Here is a 15,291-nt window from a genome sequence, read left to right on the forward strand (position 1 = left end):
CTGAATCGCATTCCCAGGAAAATTGACTGCGGGCGCCTCCAGTCAACTGGATGATCCCAAGGGTAGTTTAAGAGTAGTCGTTTAAAACAGTTGCATTCTGCCCTGCTCTGGTTCAGATCTTGTGAAAAGTCGAAGAAGATTCCATAACGGATCCATCGAATTCCTGTTTCAGGTTTTTAATCGCAGCCAGTGAGAACTGCAGGATGTGCTCAATCAGCCGCTCAGTGTTGTAGTGAATCTCCTGTTCTTCCTGCCCCAGCATCAGGCTGACCATCCCCCCTGAAACACGATAGAACTGACACTGGGCCGCGATACTGAAAATACACTGCATCCGCCGATAGGCGGGCACATCTTCACCTAGCATTTCCAGCAGAATTGCATCAGCAACATTGACGAAGGGCCGAAACAACTCCTGAATCAGATGTTCGCAGGCTTTGGTCGGACGCAGGACTTCCCGCATTATCAGATGGTTACTCCAGGAAAGTTCGCCCGTGCCCAGCATCCGTCGCACCAGGGTAATGACCCAGTCACGTAACTTTTGTTCGGGGAGCGTATCTGGTGCCCATCCCGGCAGCGGTGCACGAGAAACCCCCATCTCCTTTGCCAGGCAGATCACATCCAGATACAGTTGCTCCTTGTCTCCGAAGTAGTAGTTCACACTCGCCACATTGACATCTGCCTTCTGGCAGATTTCGCGTACCGTCGCCTTTTCGAAGCCCTTTTCCGAAAAAACAGGCCCCGCTGCTTCCAGCAAACGTTTTCGCACATCGACAGATGACATCAGTAACAGACTCCCATACGTTCTAGCGCTCCTGTATGAGTTTGACAATCAGGTAAGAGAGACTCCCGGGCAAACCAACAAAAAACGTGTTTTAAACAATTGTATTAAACACGTGTTTAAAATCAATCGCAATTTGGTTTCACACAAACAACATTTCCGTAAGCCATATAATAGAAGTGACTTACAACAAACCATCAGAGAGGGTACGAAAAAGAGGTTCGGCGACAAAGACATTCGCACTGTTACTGGGAGAATTGAGACGAAGGTTGATAGAAATCAGCCGGTCAGTCGGCCTGGTCCTTCTTCACGAAAGCCAAACCGCTGAAATCCGCTCTCATCAAGGCGTTTTCTGAGCTGCTCTTTCCAGATCGCTTCCGGCAGTCCATTTAATACGCCATAGAGAATCATGCCCATGGTCAGACAGGCCACTTCGACGACCCGCATCGGCAGTGAGAATTGTTTTAAATCAGCGAAGATTTCTTCGGCACTGCAGTATTCGCCGAACTTCTGGTCACGGTACATAAATTCCACGCCCGAGAAGTCCTTGCTCCATTCATAATCGAAGGGGCCGAATTCTCGCCTGCGGTGCAGAACCCAGAAGCGGGTTCCATCAAAACGGATACCGTGTGTTCCTCGCAAAACTTCCATCCTGTCGATGTTCTGGAAATACTGAGCGCCATTGCTAAATGAACCCGACTTACCAGTGACCAAGAAAAAAAAGGACTATGAATCATACGTCATTTTCCTGTTTTTGCGAAGTCCGTTTCTGAACCTCAGCCCGGTTTTTACTGTCCTGACTTCCATGTTTTTTCCGCACCAGCCCGCAGGAACCTGTGGCGTCATCGCAAAAAAACACCATCATAAGTCGATATCTGACTGGAACTTGCTATGATCGTATTCAAAATAGACCCGTTTCGCTTCCATAAAAAACCATCCGTCTCATGAAACACACTGAACCCTATCAGGCAGCAGTTGAGGTAGTACGCAAACTCCGAGACGCCGGCTTTCAGGCACTCTGGGCAGGGGGCTGCGTCCGCGACCTGCAGTTGGGCAAAGAACCTAAAGACTACGATGTGGCTACCAACGCCCTGCCCGACGAAGTCCGTCATCTGTTCGGCAAACGTCACACTCTCGCGGTCGGCGCGAGCTTTGGAGTTATCATCGTGCGTGGCCACCAGCCAGACTGTGATGTCGAGGTCGCGACATTTCGCACAGAAGGTCCTTATCTCGACGGAAGGCGTCCTGAACACGTCCACTTCACCACAGCCGAAGAAGACGCCCAACGCCGCGATTTCACAATCAACGGCATGTTTTATGATCCGATCAATGATTCCATCTTTGACTACGTCGGCGGTAAATCGGACCTTCAGCAGCACATTATCCGTGCCATCGGTAACCCGCTGGAACGGATGCAGGAAGACAAACTGCGCCTGCTCCGTGCCATCCGCTTCACCGCCACACTCCGCTTCCGCCTCGACGAAGATACGTTCCACGCCATTCAGACGATGGCAGAGCAAATCACTGTCGTCAGCCCCGAACGCATCGCGGAAGAGATGCGCAAAATGCTGCTGCATCCAAATCGCGAGTATGCCATGGAGCTCGCCTGCTCTGCCGGACTGCTGAAACCAGTCATTCCAGAGCTGGCCTCCCTCTGGGAGACAGAAGGCAGTCTTTCACTCTGGCAGCAGACCCTGAAGCGGCTGGAGATCCTGCAAACACACCACTTTGAGACCGCCTTTGCCGCCCTGCTGCTGGATCTGCCCGTTGCCAATGATCAGCAGCGACTGGAGACGGTCTACCAGATTTGCAAACAACTCCGTTTTTCCAATCATGAGCTCAACCTGGTACACTGGTTGATTGAACAGCGGGAAAGCCTGCAGGGAGCATCTTCCTTCTCGCTCTCACGGCTGAAGCGTCTGCTGGCGCATCCAGACTTCCCGTTTCTGATCGAACTGGTTGAAGCAGACCTGCGTTCCCGGAATCAGTCCCTGGCAGACCTTGAATTTTGCCGCCAGTATCGTGATCATACTCCCATTGAGGTCTTGAATCCCCCGCCACTGCTTACGGGCAATGATCTGATCGCCGCCGGCATCAAGTCAGGGCCCCAGTTCAAAGAGCTCTTAACTCAAATTCAGGACGCCCAGCTGGAAGAACGCATCCACACTCAGGCAGACGCACAGGCGCTGCTTGAACAACTGATCAAACATAAATAATTGATTTCAACCCCTGATAAGGTTTTCTCATGACAGACAAAGTTCGTATCGGAATCATCGGAGCCGGCGCGGTCTCCGACTACCACCATGTCCCAGGCATCAACATCGATCCCCGTGCCGAGCTGGTCTCAATCTGTGATCCGAATTCCGAACTGCTGGCGCAGCGGCAGAGCGACTGGGGAAACACCAAAGCCACCACAAACTTCCAGGAAATGGCGGACGATCCTGATGTCGACGCCGTCATCATCGCCACTCCGAATTTCACACACCACGAAATTGCACTCGCCTGCATCAAAGGCGGCAAACATGTGATGTGCGAAAAACCGCTGGGCCTGAATTACACGGAATCCGCGGAAATGTACCGGGCTGCCCGTGACGCCAACGTGCGCCACATGACTGCCTTCACCTATCGTTTTGCTCCTTCCATGCGTTACGTCAAACACCTGGTGGAATCCGGCGCTCTGGGCATGCCCCGCCACTTCCGCAGCCAGCGGTTCCTCGACTGGCCGGAATCCAGCTGGGGCTGGCGTCAAAGCAAAAAACTCGCCGGTGCTGGTGACCTGTTTGACATGACGATTCACCGCATCGATTTCGCACAGGACCTGCTGGGGCCAATCAAGAGTATTTGTGGCGCTGTCGCCCAGTTTGTCCCCCGCGACAAAACCGCCGACGGACAACCCTGTGAACCGTCTGAAGTCGATGACTGGTCATCACTGATCGGCCAGTTCAAAAATGGTGCCGTCGGAGTCTGGGAAGGCAGTACGCTGATGAAAGGTTACCACAACGACGGGTTCGGCTACGAATGGGCCGAGGTCAACGGGTCTGAAGGCTCCGCCGCATATCAGTTGACTGATCCTAACAACATTCTGATCGGCAAACCGGGCCAGACGATGGAAAAACTGCCTGTCCCCGAAGAATACCTGGTGATTGAAGGCAGCCCGCGCGACCCGCATGCCGGCGTGCCCAGTACCGTTTTCCGCTACGACCTGGTTTACGAGTTCGTCTCAGCCATCGTGGAAGAACGCGACGCCATCCCCGGTTTTGACCATGGCGCATCTGCCCAGCTCATTGCCGATTCCGTGCTGGAATCATTCGACAAACGAACCTGGATCGACATCAACTGCGATCTCTAAATTCAGAACGTCAGCTGGTACCGCAGCATGGCGGTGGGAGATGGTTTGTAGTTGCCGATATTCGACTGATATTCCAAACTGCGATTAAATACGAAACCCACTTCCAGCTGACTGATCTTCCCATTGGTGTGCTTGGTTTCCAGGCCACCAATGAGGCGCAGATCGCTGTAGGTCACGATGTCATCGACACCACCAGGACTGCGCCGAATGGCCCAGGATCCCCCTCCGAATTCACCCGCGAGAAAAGCCCAGCGTTCTTTGTCATCGTCCTTTTCAATACGGTAGGTGAATTTCGGCTTCGGAAAGATCAACTCCAGCCGGGAACCTTCGCTGAACCACATGATCATCCCTGCAGCCGGCAGCATCAGAATGTCTTCACGGTCCAGATAGACAACCCCCATCACAAACTGCTTGGCGCGGGAATGAACATAATATGCCAGTCCCTTACCGGTAATTCGCACGGAGTCCGAAGTGACACTCTTGAAGTCACTGTAGACGCCGGGAGCGACCTCCAGTTCATACGACCATTTTTCATTGACCTTATTGAACCAGCGAAATGAGACCGAGGTGTCATACACCCGTGCCGGTAAATCGGTCCGCACGGGGCCGTCCAGGTAATGCACGCCAAAGCGCGGCGTGATCGTGAACCCTTCCAGGCGAGGCAGATCGACTGTCTCCGAGAGATACAATGTAAAGATCCCGAGGTTATCATCATTTCCTGGCAACCAGGTCATCGATCCAGTGGCACTCTTGTGAGCCAGCATCGGCACGAATGTTTCACAATCCACACACTCCTCATCCGGCTCCGCCCAGATACGATCCTCTTTCAGCAATTGAGGAGGAATCCCCAGGGCCTCTTTGGACTCCGCATCCAGCACATCAGGAATCTGGGGCGACTGACTGATCTGCTGAATATCCTGCTCATCCCGGGGCATGAAAATCGTCTGGTGTCGTTGTGGCAACGGCGAGTACCCGGACGCTTCCCGTGGACCGAGAATTGTTGATCGGCTTTGTGCAAAACACGAATTCACAGTCCCCCACAGACTGAGCGCACCGCAGACCAGCATCAGTAATACAGCCTGGCGAGACTGATTGAACATGAAGATTGTTCCCAAATATTTGATATGGCGAGACTTAGAGAGTGCCTGTATACAACCCATGCTGCAAAAACATGAGCGAAAACAGCGGAGGAATGAAGTACAACTTGAGAGGTAGAGAGATGTAAGGGTGAAATATCAGGCTGGCCGTTTCAGGTCAACCCGAATCGTCGGGCCGGGCTTCTCTCAAATTCTCTCGAAAAATGCAGCACTCTGATCGTTGCCCCTTACAGTCATAGATGTTAGAATCAAATTCTTCACACAGAATATATACATTCGAGCATATCAATTTCACTTAACAGGAACCAGAGAGACATGGGACGTGTTGAAAAAGGGCGTGAATTAGCTTCGCGTCGCAGCCGGAAAGCCAAACTGAAAAAACTCCGGGAAAAGTTCGCGAAAGCCAAGGACGCTTCTGAAAAAGAACAGATTCAGGAGAAAGTCCGCAAGATCAGCCCCTTCACGGTGCTTGAAGAATCTGCCTGAACCCGCTGTTTCAGTCACTTGAGACAGAATGAATTCATGACGCTGACTCGATATACAGTGAGCGTCGTTTTTTCATGCGCGTCACTCAAAAAAACAGCCCCAGGCAGTCCGCCTGAGGCTGTTAAAACTCAAATCCTGCTATCGACAACGCTCATCGCTCAGAGAACTGAAACCGTCCTTCGTGAGCGTCGACATGGATTGTCGATCCCTCCGTAAAATCCCCTGACAGTAACTTGTTCGCCAGCTCATTCTGAATATGCTGCTGAATCGTCCGCTTCAGAGGGCGGGCTCCGTAGACCGGATCATAACCTTCTTCCGCCAGCAGATCTTTCGCCTCCGTGGAAACTTCCAGCGAATAACCGTTCGCTTCCACCAGCCGGGACAGATTCTTGAGCTGCAGATCGACGATCTGGCGAATTTCCTCTTTCCCGAGGGGATGGAAGACAATCACTTCATCAATCCGGTTCAGGAACTCAGGCAGAAACTCATGCTGCAAAGCGTCCATCACCCGGTTGTGAATCAGCTCCTCATCCTCTTTGCCCGACAGATCCATGATGGTCTGGCTGCCGATATTCGAGGTCATCACCACGATCGTGTTCGAGAAATCGACGGTCCGGCCATGACTGTCTGTCAGACGCCCATCGTCCAGCAGCTGCAACAGAATGTTAAACACATCCCGATGTGCCTTTTCAACTTCATCCAGCAGCACCACTGAGTAGGGCTGTCGCCTGACCGCTTCTGTCAGCCTTCCCCCTTCTTCATACCCAACATACCCGGGAGGGGCACCAATCAGACGGGCCACCGAATGCTTCTCCATGAACTCACTCATGTCGATGCGGATCATGTTGCGTTCGTCATCAAACAGAAAGCTGGCCAGCGCCTTACACAATTCCGTTTTCCCGACACCGGTCGGCCCCAGGAACATGAAAGATCCGATCGGTCGATTCTGATCCTGCAGCCCCGAACGGGAGCGGCGGACCGCATTGGAAACCGCTTCCACAGCTTCGTTCTGATTGATCATCCGCTGATGGATCTCTTCTTCCATTCGCAGCAGCTTATCACGTTCACCCTGCAGCATTTTGGAAACGGGAATTCCGGTCCACATGCTGATCACTTTGGCGATATCCTCCGAAGTCACTTCCTCACGCAGCAGCCGCTCACCGGCGTCATCCCCCAGTTCCGCCACACGGTCTTCCATCTCGGTCAGACGCTGCCGGGCCGCATTCAATTCCTGCTCGGCATTGTATGCCTGCGCATAATCTTCGTTGGAGTTCGTCTGCTGCGCCCGGTGGAAGGCCTGCTCGTAAGCGGTATTCAGCCGGTCGATCTCTTCCTTCAAAGGCTGCAATCCAGCCAGGGCTTCCTTCTCCGTTTCCCAGCGGGTTTTGAGTGCATTGACGCTCTCTTCACGGTCGGCAATCTGCTTTCGCAGTTCGTCAAGCCGCTCTTTGCTTTCTGGAGAGTCTTCGCTCGCCAGCGCAGCCGCTTCAATCTGCATCCGGGTCAGTTGCCGGGTGGCTTCATCGATTTCGGACGGCATCGAATCCATTTCCATTCGTAACTGACTGGCTGCTTCATCAACCAGGTCAATCGCCTTATCCGGCAGGAAACGGTCGTTGATATACCGGTCTGACAACGTCGCGGCGTTAATCAACGCATCGTCCATAATCCGAACACCGTGGTGCGTCTCATAGCGTTCTTTCAGCCCCCGCAGGATGGAGATCGTGTCTTCCACTGTCGGTTCCTGAACCATCACCGGCTGGAATCGCCGCTCCAGGGCAGGATCCTTTTCGATGTACTTGCGATATTCATCGAGAGTCGTCGCCCCGACACAATGCAGTTCCCCGCGTGCCAGCGCCGGCTTCAGCAGGTTCGACGCATCCGCGCCCCCTTCCGCAGCACCGGCCCCTACGACAGTATGCAGTTCGTCGATAAACAGGATGATCTCCCCTTTGGCGGACTCGATCTCCTTAAGCACTGCCTTCAGGCGATCTTCAAATTCGCCGCGGTACTTGGTACCGGCAATCAGCGCGCCCATATCCAGCGCGATTACCCGTTTATTCTTCAGGTTCTGCGGCACATCCCCCATCACAATGCGATGAGCCAGACCTTCCACGATCGCCGTCTTACCGACGCCCGCTTCCCCGATCAGTACCGGGTTGTTTTTTCGTCGCCTGGACAGAATCTGCACGACGCGGCGGATTTCCTGATCGCGACCGATCACCGGATCGATCTTCCCCTGTCGCGCCAGCTCGACCAGATCTTTACCATACTGCTGCAGCGACTGATACTTTTCCTCCGGGCTCTGATCGGTGACCCGCTGGCCACCACGCACCGCTTTTAATGCTGACAGAACATCATCTTCTTCGATGCCGTTCAGTTCCAGTAACCGCTTGGGCTGATCGTCCACCGAGGTGAATGCCAGCAGCAGATGCTCTGTGGAAACGAAATCGTCCTGCATCTGATCGGCACGGTCCTGGGCAGCCTGCAGTACTTTCAGCAGCGCTTGTCCGATGCCGACCTGCACCGCCGCACCAGAGACTTTGGGCAGACGACTGATCTCATCATCTACCATTTTCTGGAGCTGTGACAGATTCGCGCCGATCTTCTGAATCAGAGGTTTGACCACCCCCTGCTCTTCATCCAGCAGTGCTTTCAACAGGTGCAGCGGTTTGATTTCCTGTTGACCAAAGTCTTCCGCTGTCTGCTGGGCGCGTTGCACTGCCTCCTGGGCCTTCACAGTCAATTTTTCAAATCGAAATGCCATAATGCTTCTCCAATTCTATTGATCATCTGCGCAGCAACTCAACAGCATCAATTATCATATCAGATAATCGGCCGGCAAGCAGTGCCTTCAAACGTTCTCAAATTTTAAATTTAATGAAACAGGCCCGGGGAGGTGGGAATTCATTTGGGCCTGATTGTCAGTCGGTATGATTTGTCAGTCACGTCATTCAGAAAGGTGGGGAGTACGGGGCTCAGCCAGATCGCTGAGCCCCCTGTCCCTGTTTTCGCTGAGAAGGATCTCAGACTCGATCAGTCTTTCTTCTCGAATTCAGCATCGATTACATCTTCATCTTCCGATGCAGCTGAACTCTCTCCCCCTTCCGGAGCTGCTCCCTCTCCACCAGCAGCCTGCTCAGCTTTATACATCTGCTCGGTAAAGGCATGAGTTGCCTGCTGCAGTTCTTCACAGGCGGAATTGATGGCTGCCACGTCTTCCGACTCGAGAGCATCATTAACCTTCTTCACAGAAGCTTCGATGGCCGACTTCGAAGAATCATCGATCTTGTCTGCATGCTCTTTGAGCAGCTTCTCAACTTCGTAAACCAGGCGGGTACCATTGTTCCTGGCTTCGGCCAGTTCCTTCTTCTTCTTGTCTTCATCGGCGTGTGCTTCCGCCTGCTTTTTCATGTCTTCAATTTCGGATTCTGACAGACCGCTGGACTGTTCGATCCGCACCGAAGTCTCTTTACCGGTTGCCACGTCCTTCGCGGATACATTCAGGATCCCGTTAACATCGATATCGAAGACCACCTTAATCTGCGGAACCCCGCGCGGTGCCGGTGGAAGCTCTTCCAGATTGAACTGTCCCAGCAGACGGTTATCGTTGGCCATCTGGCGCTCACCCTGGAATACCCGCACAGTCACAGCGGTCTGATTATCGGCAGCTGTCGAGAAAACCTGATCTTTGGTGACAGGAATCGTCGTGTTACGCTCGACGAGCTTGGTCATCACGCCCCCTTCGGTTTCGATACCGAGGGACAGCGGAGTCACGTCGAGCAGAACAACGTCCTGCACATCACCGGCGATAATCCCCCCCTGAATTGCAGCTCCAATCGAAACCACTTCGTCAGGGTTAACCCCCTTGTGAGGCTCTTTCCCAAAGATCTTCTTGACGAATTCCTGAACCTTGGGAACACGGGTCGAACCACCAACCAGTACCACTTCGTCGATTTCACTGGGATTCAAACCGGCATCTTTCAATGCCTGCTCAACCGGCTTGCGACACCGCTCGACCAGCGGATCGATCAGCTTCTCAAATTCGGCACGGGTAATCGCCATCTGCAGGTGTTTGGCACCGCTGCTGTCTGCGGTAATGAACGGCAGGTTAATATCTGTCGTCTGAGAAGAAGACAGCTCTTTTTTGGCTTTCTCAGCCGCTTCACGCAGACGCTGCAATGCCATCGCATCGCTGCGGAGATCAATCCCCTGCTCTTTTTTGAACTCATCAGCAATGTGGTTGATGAGCTCTTCATCAAAGTCGTCACCGCCCAGGTGACCGTCACCGTTTGTACTCAGAGTTTCGATGACTTCGTCACCCACTTCCAGTACGGAGACGTCGAACGTACCACCACCAAAGTCGAAGACGACGATCTTTTCATCATTTTTCTTTTCCAGACCGTAAGCCAGAGCGGCCGCAGTCGGCTCGTTGATGATACGTGAGACTTCCAGACCGGAAATCTGGCCGGCGTCTTTGGTTGCCTGGCGCTGAGCATCGTTAAAGTAAGCAGGCACGGTTACCACTGCCTTATTGACTTTGTGGCCCAGATAGCTTTCGGCAGCCTCTTTCAGCTTGCGTAGGATGGATGCAGAAATTTCAGGCGGGGTCAGCGTTTTGCTGCCGGCTTCGATTTTCACATAATCTTCTGGACCGCCAACGATAGTATAAGGAACGATCTTCTCTTCGTTCTGGACTTCGTTGTGGCGACGCCCCATAAAACGTTTGACAGAGTAAACCGTATTCTTGGGATTGGTCACAGCCTGGCGCTTGGCAGGCTCGCCGACCAGTGTCTCGCCTTTATCGGTGAAAGCAACAACACTGGGGGTAATCCGGTTCCCTTCCAGGTTGGGGATCACTTTCGCTTCCCCACCTTCCATTACGGAAACCACCGAGTTTGTGGTTCCCAAATCGATTCCGATGATTTTTTCACCTTGAGACGACATGTTGAGTTTCCCCTCTTTCTTTATCGAGATTTCAGATCGATAACTCATTCCAAGCCCTCATACTGGCTTCAAATGAATCATCGATCAGGTTTTGCATTCAGTTTTCAATTTCTTCAGCCCGGACTCTGGGGCTGCAAACACTGTATGCAAGGACCGTGCCAAGAATCCCAGAACGCAACACCATTTACGCAAGATAATAATATAAAATCACTTACGAAACATACAACAGGCCAGAAACTGGTGAAACGGAGAACAGGGCTGCCATATTGACACCACCCCTCTCTCCGGCTCGCCACAGCCAAAATGACATTTTGGCAGTCCATTCCACCTGACCGCTGAAATCAGGGCTAAACAGTTCACACGCAAGGCCCAACCGCTTGACAGTACTCAGACACGGCGGTACAAACTAGAACAATTGAAGACTATTCTGTCCTCTGCCCAGGCATCGGACAAAACCGTCCTTCACGTGTGTCAACTTGGAACCATCTAACTGATTATTTTACAAATCTTTAGATGATATTTTCAAGGACGGCAATCGGGAGAAATCCCGAACTGAGATATTCTTAAGGGATTGAAATTCCATAGTGAAACTGGCAGTAAGCATCGAACACACAACCAGGAAGGCTGTGAACTGGCTGCGGTTCATTTTCTGAGAGACAGAAACGAGACTCACATCCTGAAAGATTCCGATGGCCAAGAAAAAAGCGGTGAAAAAGAGAACTTCCGTCACAAAAACGAAGTCTGCTCCCAAGAAAAAAGTGGTCCGCAAAAGCAGTAAAAACAGCCCCGCATCGATTCAGTCAGAACTCAAAAAAATTGACCGCGAACTCATTAAACTGGTCAATAAACGCTGCTCCCTGACAGTTAAACAGATCAAAGCGGATCCGGAACCGCGTAAGGCCATGTTTGCCCCCAAATCGGATGAAGAACTTCGAGAAACAATCGAAAAACTCAACTCTTCCGGCCCGATGACCAACGGTTCCATCCGGGGAGTCTTCCGTCAGATCCTCAGTTCTGCCCGTCGCCAGATTCACCCGCAGCGCGTTGCCTACCTGGGGCCCGCTTACAGCTACACCCACCTGGCAGCACTGGAGCGTTTCGGCGAGGAAGCCGACATGGTTCCCGTCAACACGATTGGTGCTGTCTTTGAAGAGGTGAACCGTGGAAACACCGAATTCGGGGTGGTTCCCATCGAAAACAGTACTGATGGCCGCGTGGTCGACACCCTCGACATGTTCACACGACTCCCCCTGCGAATCTGTGGTGAAGTGCTGATCGCAGTCCACCATAATCTGCTCGCCCGCTGTGAACGCAGTGAAATCACGGAAATCTACAGCAAACCACAGGCCCTCTCCCAGTGCCGGGAATGGCTCTCCAGAAACATGCCTCAGGCACACTTGCACGAAGTCACCAGCACCTCAACGGCTGCGCAACTGGCAGCCACCAAACCGGGTGCCGCCGCTGTTGCCAGCCATCAGGCGTCTGTCGAATACGACCTGCAGATCATTGTAGAAGGCATTGAGGACAACGCCAACAACGTCACCCGCTTCGCTGTGATCGGCGAAGAGGTCTGCGAACCAACAGGCAAAGACCGGACTGCAATCCTGGTTCAGATTGCCCACAAAGCCGGTTCGCTGGCAGATACATTGCAGATCTTCAAGAAAAACAAGGTCAACCTGACCTGGATTGAATCGTTTCCCCTGCGGGGCGAAGAACCGGGTTACCTGTTCTTTATCGACTTCGAAGGCCACGTGGAAGAAGCCCATATCAAACGCACCCTGAATGAACTGTCCAAGAAAGTCGTGCGGCTGGAAACGATGGGATCCTACCCGCGTAGCGGCATTCTGGAGTAATTACCGCCCCAAAATATCAATTGAGCGATAAGTCGGGCCATCGACTCGCCAGTTCACTGTAAAAACAGGCCTCATTTCAGGTTTTTCAGCGAGATTCCTTGAATCAGCGGCCCTGACTCAATACCTTATCCTGCACGCTTTGCTCCCGGAACTGATTGAATGCCGGGCCCCAAGTTCAGCAGGTTGATCATCTGCTCTGATTTTTCCATCAGATCTCGAAGAGCGATCAGACCCGTGAACCGAATCATTACCCACAATTTCTCGTTAAAAATACAGGATCTATCATGCGTCGTTATCTCGTAGCTGGTAACTGGAAAATGAACACCACCAAAGAATCGGGGGCTCAGTTAGCACAGGCACTGGTCGCGGAAGTTCCCGCAGACAACCCGGCTGTCGAAGTTCTGGTCTGCCCGCCATTCCCTTACCTGACGACTATCGGCGAAATTGTCAATGGATCCGGCGTCGGCTTTGGTGCCCAGAACTGCTACCACGAAGGTCCGGGTGCCTACACCGGAGAAACGGCAACCGAAATGCTGACCGACGTGGGTTGCCGGTCGGTCATCCTGGGACACAGCGAACGCCGCCATATCCTCAAGGAAACCGATGCAGATATTAACCTGAAAGTAAAAAAAGCCCTCGCATCCGGCCTGCAGGTCATCCTCTGTGTCGGTGAGTTGCAGAGCGAACGGGAAGCCGAACAGACCGAAGCAGTGCTCAACACCCAGATGACCGGCGGACTGGACGGAGTTGAAGCCTCAGCCTTCGATCAGATTGTCATCGCCTATGAACCGGTCTGGGCCATCGGCACCGGCCTGACCGCCACTCCTGATCAGGCAGAAGCCGCTCATCTTTACTTGCGCCACTGGCTGAAAGAACAGTACTCAGCTGAGGTTGCAGACGGCACCCGCATCCTGTACGGCGGAAGCGTCAAACCGGACAATGCCCAGGAACTCCTTTCACAGGAAAACGTTGATGGTGCCCTGGTGGGAGGGGCCAGCCTCAAAGCCGAGCTGTTCGTTCCTATCATCCAGGCTGCTGCAGGACTGGCTGGCAGTTGAGAAAACAGGCGAATTTATTACAATTCGACGCAGCTTGAACCAGAGATTCGATTTACAGATCGTATTCAATTACTGTATGATTCAGCCAATCTAAGATCTGGTCACACAAACCATATAAAAACGTTCACAGGTCATTAATACCCCTTTAGGATGAAACAATGATTTTCGCTTCTTTTCTGGATAACATTCTGGAATCCATCCTGGACCCTGCTTCCATCTTGATGACACTGCTCATGTTATTCGGGATTATGCTGATCATCATCATCCTGCTGCAAAAGGGGCGCGGAGGCGGACTGGCAGGTGCCTTCGGTGGTGCAGGTGGACAGAGCGCATTGGGAACCAAAGCAGGTGATGTCTTTACCAAAATCACCATCGCGATGGCAATTATCTGGGTCCTCCTCTCCGGTATCTCGGGAATCGTCACCCAGGCCAGTTCCAACAGCAAATACGGTGGTGGTGCTGCTGTGACTCCCGATGAACCTACTGCCAGCGAGAAGGAAGGGGCTAAGGAAAAAGCTGCTGACGCGGAGAAAGCGGCAGATGCAGCCAAGTCTGTTTTCAAGACTGACATTAAAGAAGCACCAGCCAAGTCAGCTGAAGAATCAAAGCCCGCAGATGACAAGTCTGCCAAACCCGCAGCAGAGCCAGCCAAGGCAGACCAGAAAACGGAATCGGCAAAGCCTGCTGAAACCAAGCCGGCTCCCGAGAAAAAAACGGAAGCGCCGAAAACCGAGAAGCCCGCATCAGACACGAAGTCGGAATAGTTCCTCAGACGATCTGAAAACTGTTTCCCGTAACCTCATCGATTCCTGTAATTCAGAAAAGAGTGCGTTGTGCTGCTGGGCATGACTGGTTTTGGAAGTGCGACCGCCGAAGATGACCGCCTGTCGGTCCAGGCTGAGATACGAACTGTCAACAACCGTTACCTGAAAATATCGACCCGCTACCCGGACTTTTACGCAAAACTGGGCAGCCAGATTGAAAAGCTGTTACGGGCTGGCATCACGCGCGGCACTGTGAATCTGACTCTGCGAATCGATCACCTGAACCGCACGAGCGACTACTTGCTGGATGAACAGGTTGTCCAGAATTATTGGGGGCAGCTCAAGCAACTGACCGAAGAGTGTCATCTACCCCTGCCCGACAAGCTTGACAGCCTGCTCTCACTGCCTGGCGCTGTGATCGACAACGATTCGCGTACTCACACCCCCGAATCCGACTGGCCACTGATTGAGCAGGCGATTCAGGGAGCCCTTTCGGAATTGACCGAGTTCCGCACAAAAGAGGGCGAATCTGCCCAGGCTGACCTGCAAACCAGCAACCAGACGATCAGCCAGCAACTGGAAGTGGTCAAGCAGAAAGCCCCGCAGGTCGTCACCAGCTATCGTGATCGCCTGCACCAGCGGCTGACGGATCTGCTCAAAGACCAGGAAGTCGAACTGGATCCTGACAGCCTGATCCGCGAAGTGAGCCTGTTTGCCGACCGCTGCGATATCAACGAAGAGATCAGCCGACTCACCTGCCACTTGGAACAGTTTGAGACGATCCTGAACAGCGACACTTCCCAGGGTAAGAAACTTGAGTTTCTGGTTCAGGAAATGTTCCGCGAAATCAATACGATCGGCTCCAAAGCCAATGATGTGGAAATCTCACACGCTGTGATCGAGATGAAACTGGCCGTGGAAAAAATCAGAGAAAACGTCCAGAACGTGGAATAAAACCG

The 15,291-nt window shown here is 52.7% G+C and carries 12 protein-coding genes; 7 read left to right on the forward strand and 5 right to left on the reverse strand.

The genetic code is table 11. The features are described 5' to 3' along the window. Positions 1-112: 112 nt before the first annotated feature. Together Enr10x_RS13450 and Enr10x_RS13455 are read right to left on the reverse strand one after the other, a co-directional pair. Positions 113-781 (reverse strand): TetR/AcrR family transcriptional regulator, encoded by a 669-nt coding sequence (locus Enr10x_RS13450; RefSeq protein ID WP_145449871.1) that lies wholly within the window; start codon positions 779-781, stop codon positions 113-115. Between the two features lie 276 nt (positions 782-1,057). Further along, positions 1,058-1,429, reverse strand: a complete 372-nt coding sequence (locus tag Enr10x_RS13455) for a hypothetical protein (protein ID WP_232093380.1) — start codon at positions 1,427-1,429, stop codon at positions 1,058-1,060. Positions 1,430-1,722: 293 nt separating this feature from the next. Between Enr10x_RS13455 and Enr10x_RS13460 the strand changes: the two genes are divergently transcribed. Next, positions 1,723-2,994, forward strand: a complete 1,272-nt coding sequence (locus tag Enr10x_RS13460; RefSeq protein WP_145449873.1) for a CCA tRNA nucleotidyltransferase — start codon at positions 1,723-1,725, stop codon at positions 2,992-2,994. 29 nt (positions 2,995-3,023) lie between these two features. Next, positions 3,024-4,127: a Gfo/Idh/MocA family protein gene (locus Enr10x_RS13465; RefSeq protein ID WP_145449876.1), complete on the forward strand. Its 1,104-nt coding sequence runs from the start codon at positions 3,024-3,026 to the stop codon at positions 4,125-4,127. Between the two features lie 2 nt (positions 4,128-4,129). Here Enr10x_RS13465 and Enr10x_RS13470 read toward each other — a convergent pair whose 3' ends face one another. Then, positions 4,130-5,227: a DUF6268 family outer membrane beta-barrel protein gene (locus Enr10x_RS13470; protein ID WP_145449878.1), complete on the reverse strand. Its 1,098-nt coding sequence runs from the start codon at positions 5,225-5,227 to the stop codon at positions 4,130-4,132. Positions 5,228-5,539: 312 nt separating this feature from the next. On the opposite strand from Enr10x_RS13470, the gene Enr10x_RS29950 reads away from it, so the two are divergent. Continuing rightward, positions 5,540-5,710 (forward strand): DUF6800 family protein, encoded by a 171-nt coding sequence (locus Enr10x_RS29950; protein ID WP_197995003.1) that lies wholly within the window; start codon positions 5,540-5,542, stop codon positions 5,708-5,710. A 151-nt stretch (positions 5,711-5,861) separates the two neighbouring features. Here Enr10x_RS29950 and clpB read toward each other — a convergent pair whose 3' ends face one another. Both clpB and dnaK read right to left on the reverse strand, forming a co-directional pair. Further along, complete coding sequence (clpB, locus tag Enr10x_RS13475; protein ID WP_145449881.1) at positions 5,862-8,477, reverse strand: ATP-dependent chaperone ClpB; 2,616 nt, start codon at positions 8,475-8,477, stop codon at positions 5,862-5,864. A gap of 269 nt (positions 8,478-8,746) precedes the next feature. After that, on the reverse strand, positions 8,747-10,705 hold the full coding sequence (gene dnaK / locus Enr10x_RS13480; protein WP_145449883.1) for a molecular chaperone DnaK: 1,959 nt from the start codon (positions 10,703-10,705) through the stop codon (positions 8,747-8,749). 641 nt (positions 10,706-11,346) lie between these two features. On the opposite strand from dnaK, the gene pheA reads away from it, so the two are divergent. The 4 genes from pheA to Enr10x_RS13500 all read left to right on the forward strand — a co-directional run bounded on the left by pheA (position 11,347) and on the right by Enr10x_RS13500 (position 15,286). Next, positions 11,347-12,510: a prephenate dehydratase gene (gene pheA, locus Enr10x_RS13485; protein ID WP_145449885.1), complete on the forward strand. Its 1,164-nt coding sequence runs from the start codon at positions 11,347-11,349 to the stop codon at positions 12,508-12,510. A gap of 284 nt (positions 12,511-12,794) precedes the next feature. Beyond that, entirely contained in the window at positions 12,795-13,568 is a 774-nt protein-coding gene (gene tpiA, locus Enr10x_RS13490; RefSeq protein WP_197997599.1) for a triose-phosphate isomerase, read from the forward strand. 158 nt (positions 13,569-13,726) lie between these two features. Next, complete coding sequence (gene secG / locus Enr10x_RS13495; RefSeq protein ID WP_145449890.1) at positions 13,727-14,332, forward strand: preprotein translocase subunit SecG; 606 nt, start codon at positions 13,727-13,729, stop codon at positions 14,330-14,332. 69 nt (positions 14,333-14,401) lie between these two features. Beyond that, positions 14,402-15,286 (forward strand): YicC/YloC family endoribonuclease, encoded by an 885-nt coding sequence (locus Enr10x_RS13500; protein ID WP_145449893.1) that lies wholly within the window; start codon positions 14,402-14,404, stop codon positions 15,284-15,286. The last annotated feature ends 5 nt before the right edge of the window (positions 15,287-15,291 follow it).

Origin of the sequence: Gimesia panareensis, assembly GCF_007748155.1 — a bacterium.
In the GTDB taxonomy this organism is placed as follows: Bacteria; Planctomycetota; Planctomycetia; order Planctomycetales; family Planctomycetaceae; genus Gimesia; species Gimesia panareensis.

Bases quoted from the DNA above. Each gene is read 5' to 3' on its own strand.
- Enr10x_RS13450 (WP_145449871.1), bottom strand. From the start codon at position 781: ATGTCATCTGTCGATGTGCGAAAACGTTTGCTGGAAGCAGCGGGGCCT.
- Enr10x_RS13455 (WP_232093380.1), bottom strand. From the start codon at position 1,429: ATGGAAGTTTTGCGAGGAACACACGGTATCCGTTTTGATGGAACCCGC.
- Enr10x_RS13460 (WP_145449873.1), top strand. From the start codon at position 1,723: ATGAAACACACTGAACCCTATCAGGCAGCAGTTGAGGTAGTACGCAAA.
- Enr10x_RS13465 (WP_145449876.1), top strand. From the start codon at position 3,024: ATGACAGACAAAGTTCGTATCGGAATCATCGGAGCCGGCGCGGTCTCC.
- Enr10x_RS13470 (WP_145449878.1), bottom strand. From the start codon at position 5,227: ATGTTCAATCAGTCTCGCCAGGCTGTATTACTGATGCTGGTCTGCGGT.
- Enr10x_RS29950 (WP_197995003.1), top strand. From the start codon at position 5,540: ATGGGACGTGTTGAAAAAGGGCGTGAATTAGCTTCGCGTCGCAGCCGG.
- clpB (WP_145449881.1), bottom strand. From the start codon at position 8,477: ATGGCATTTCGATTTGAAAAATTGACTGTGAAGGCCCAGGAGGCAGTG.
- dnaK (WP_145449883.1), bottom strand. From the start codon at position 10,705: ATGAGTTATCGATCTGAAATCTCGATAAAGAAAGAGGGGAAACTCAAC.
- pheA (WP_145449885.1), top strand. From the start codon at position 11,347: ATGGCCAAGAAAAAAGCGGTGAAAAAGAGAACTTCCGTCACAAAAACG.
- tpiA (WP_197997599.1), top strand. From the start codon at position 12,795: ATGCGTCGTTATCTCGTAGCTGGTAACTGGAAAATGAACACCACCAAA.
- secG (WP_145449890.1), top strand. From the start codon at position 13,727: ATGATTTTCGCTTCTTTTCTGGATAACATTCTGGAATCCATCCTGGAC.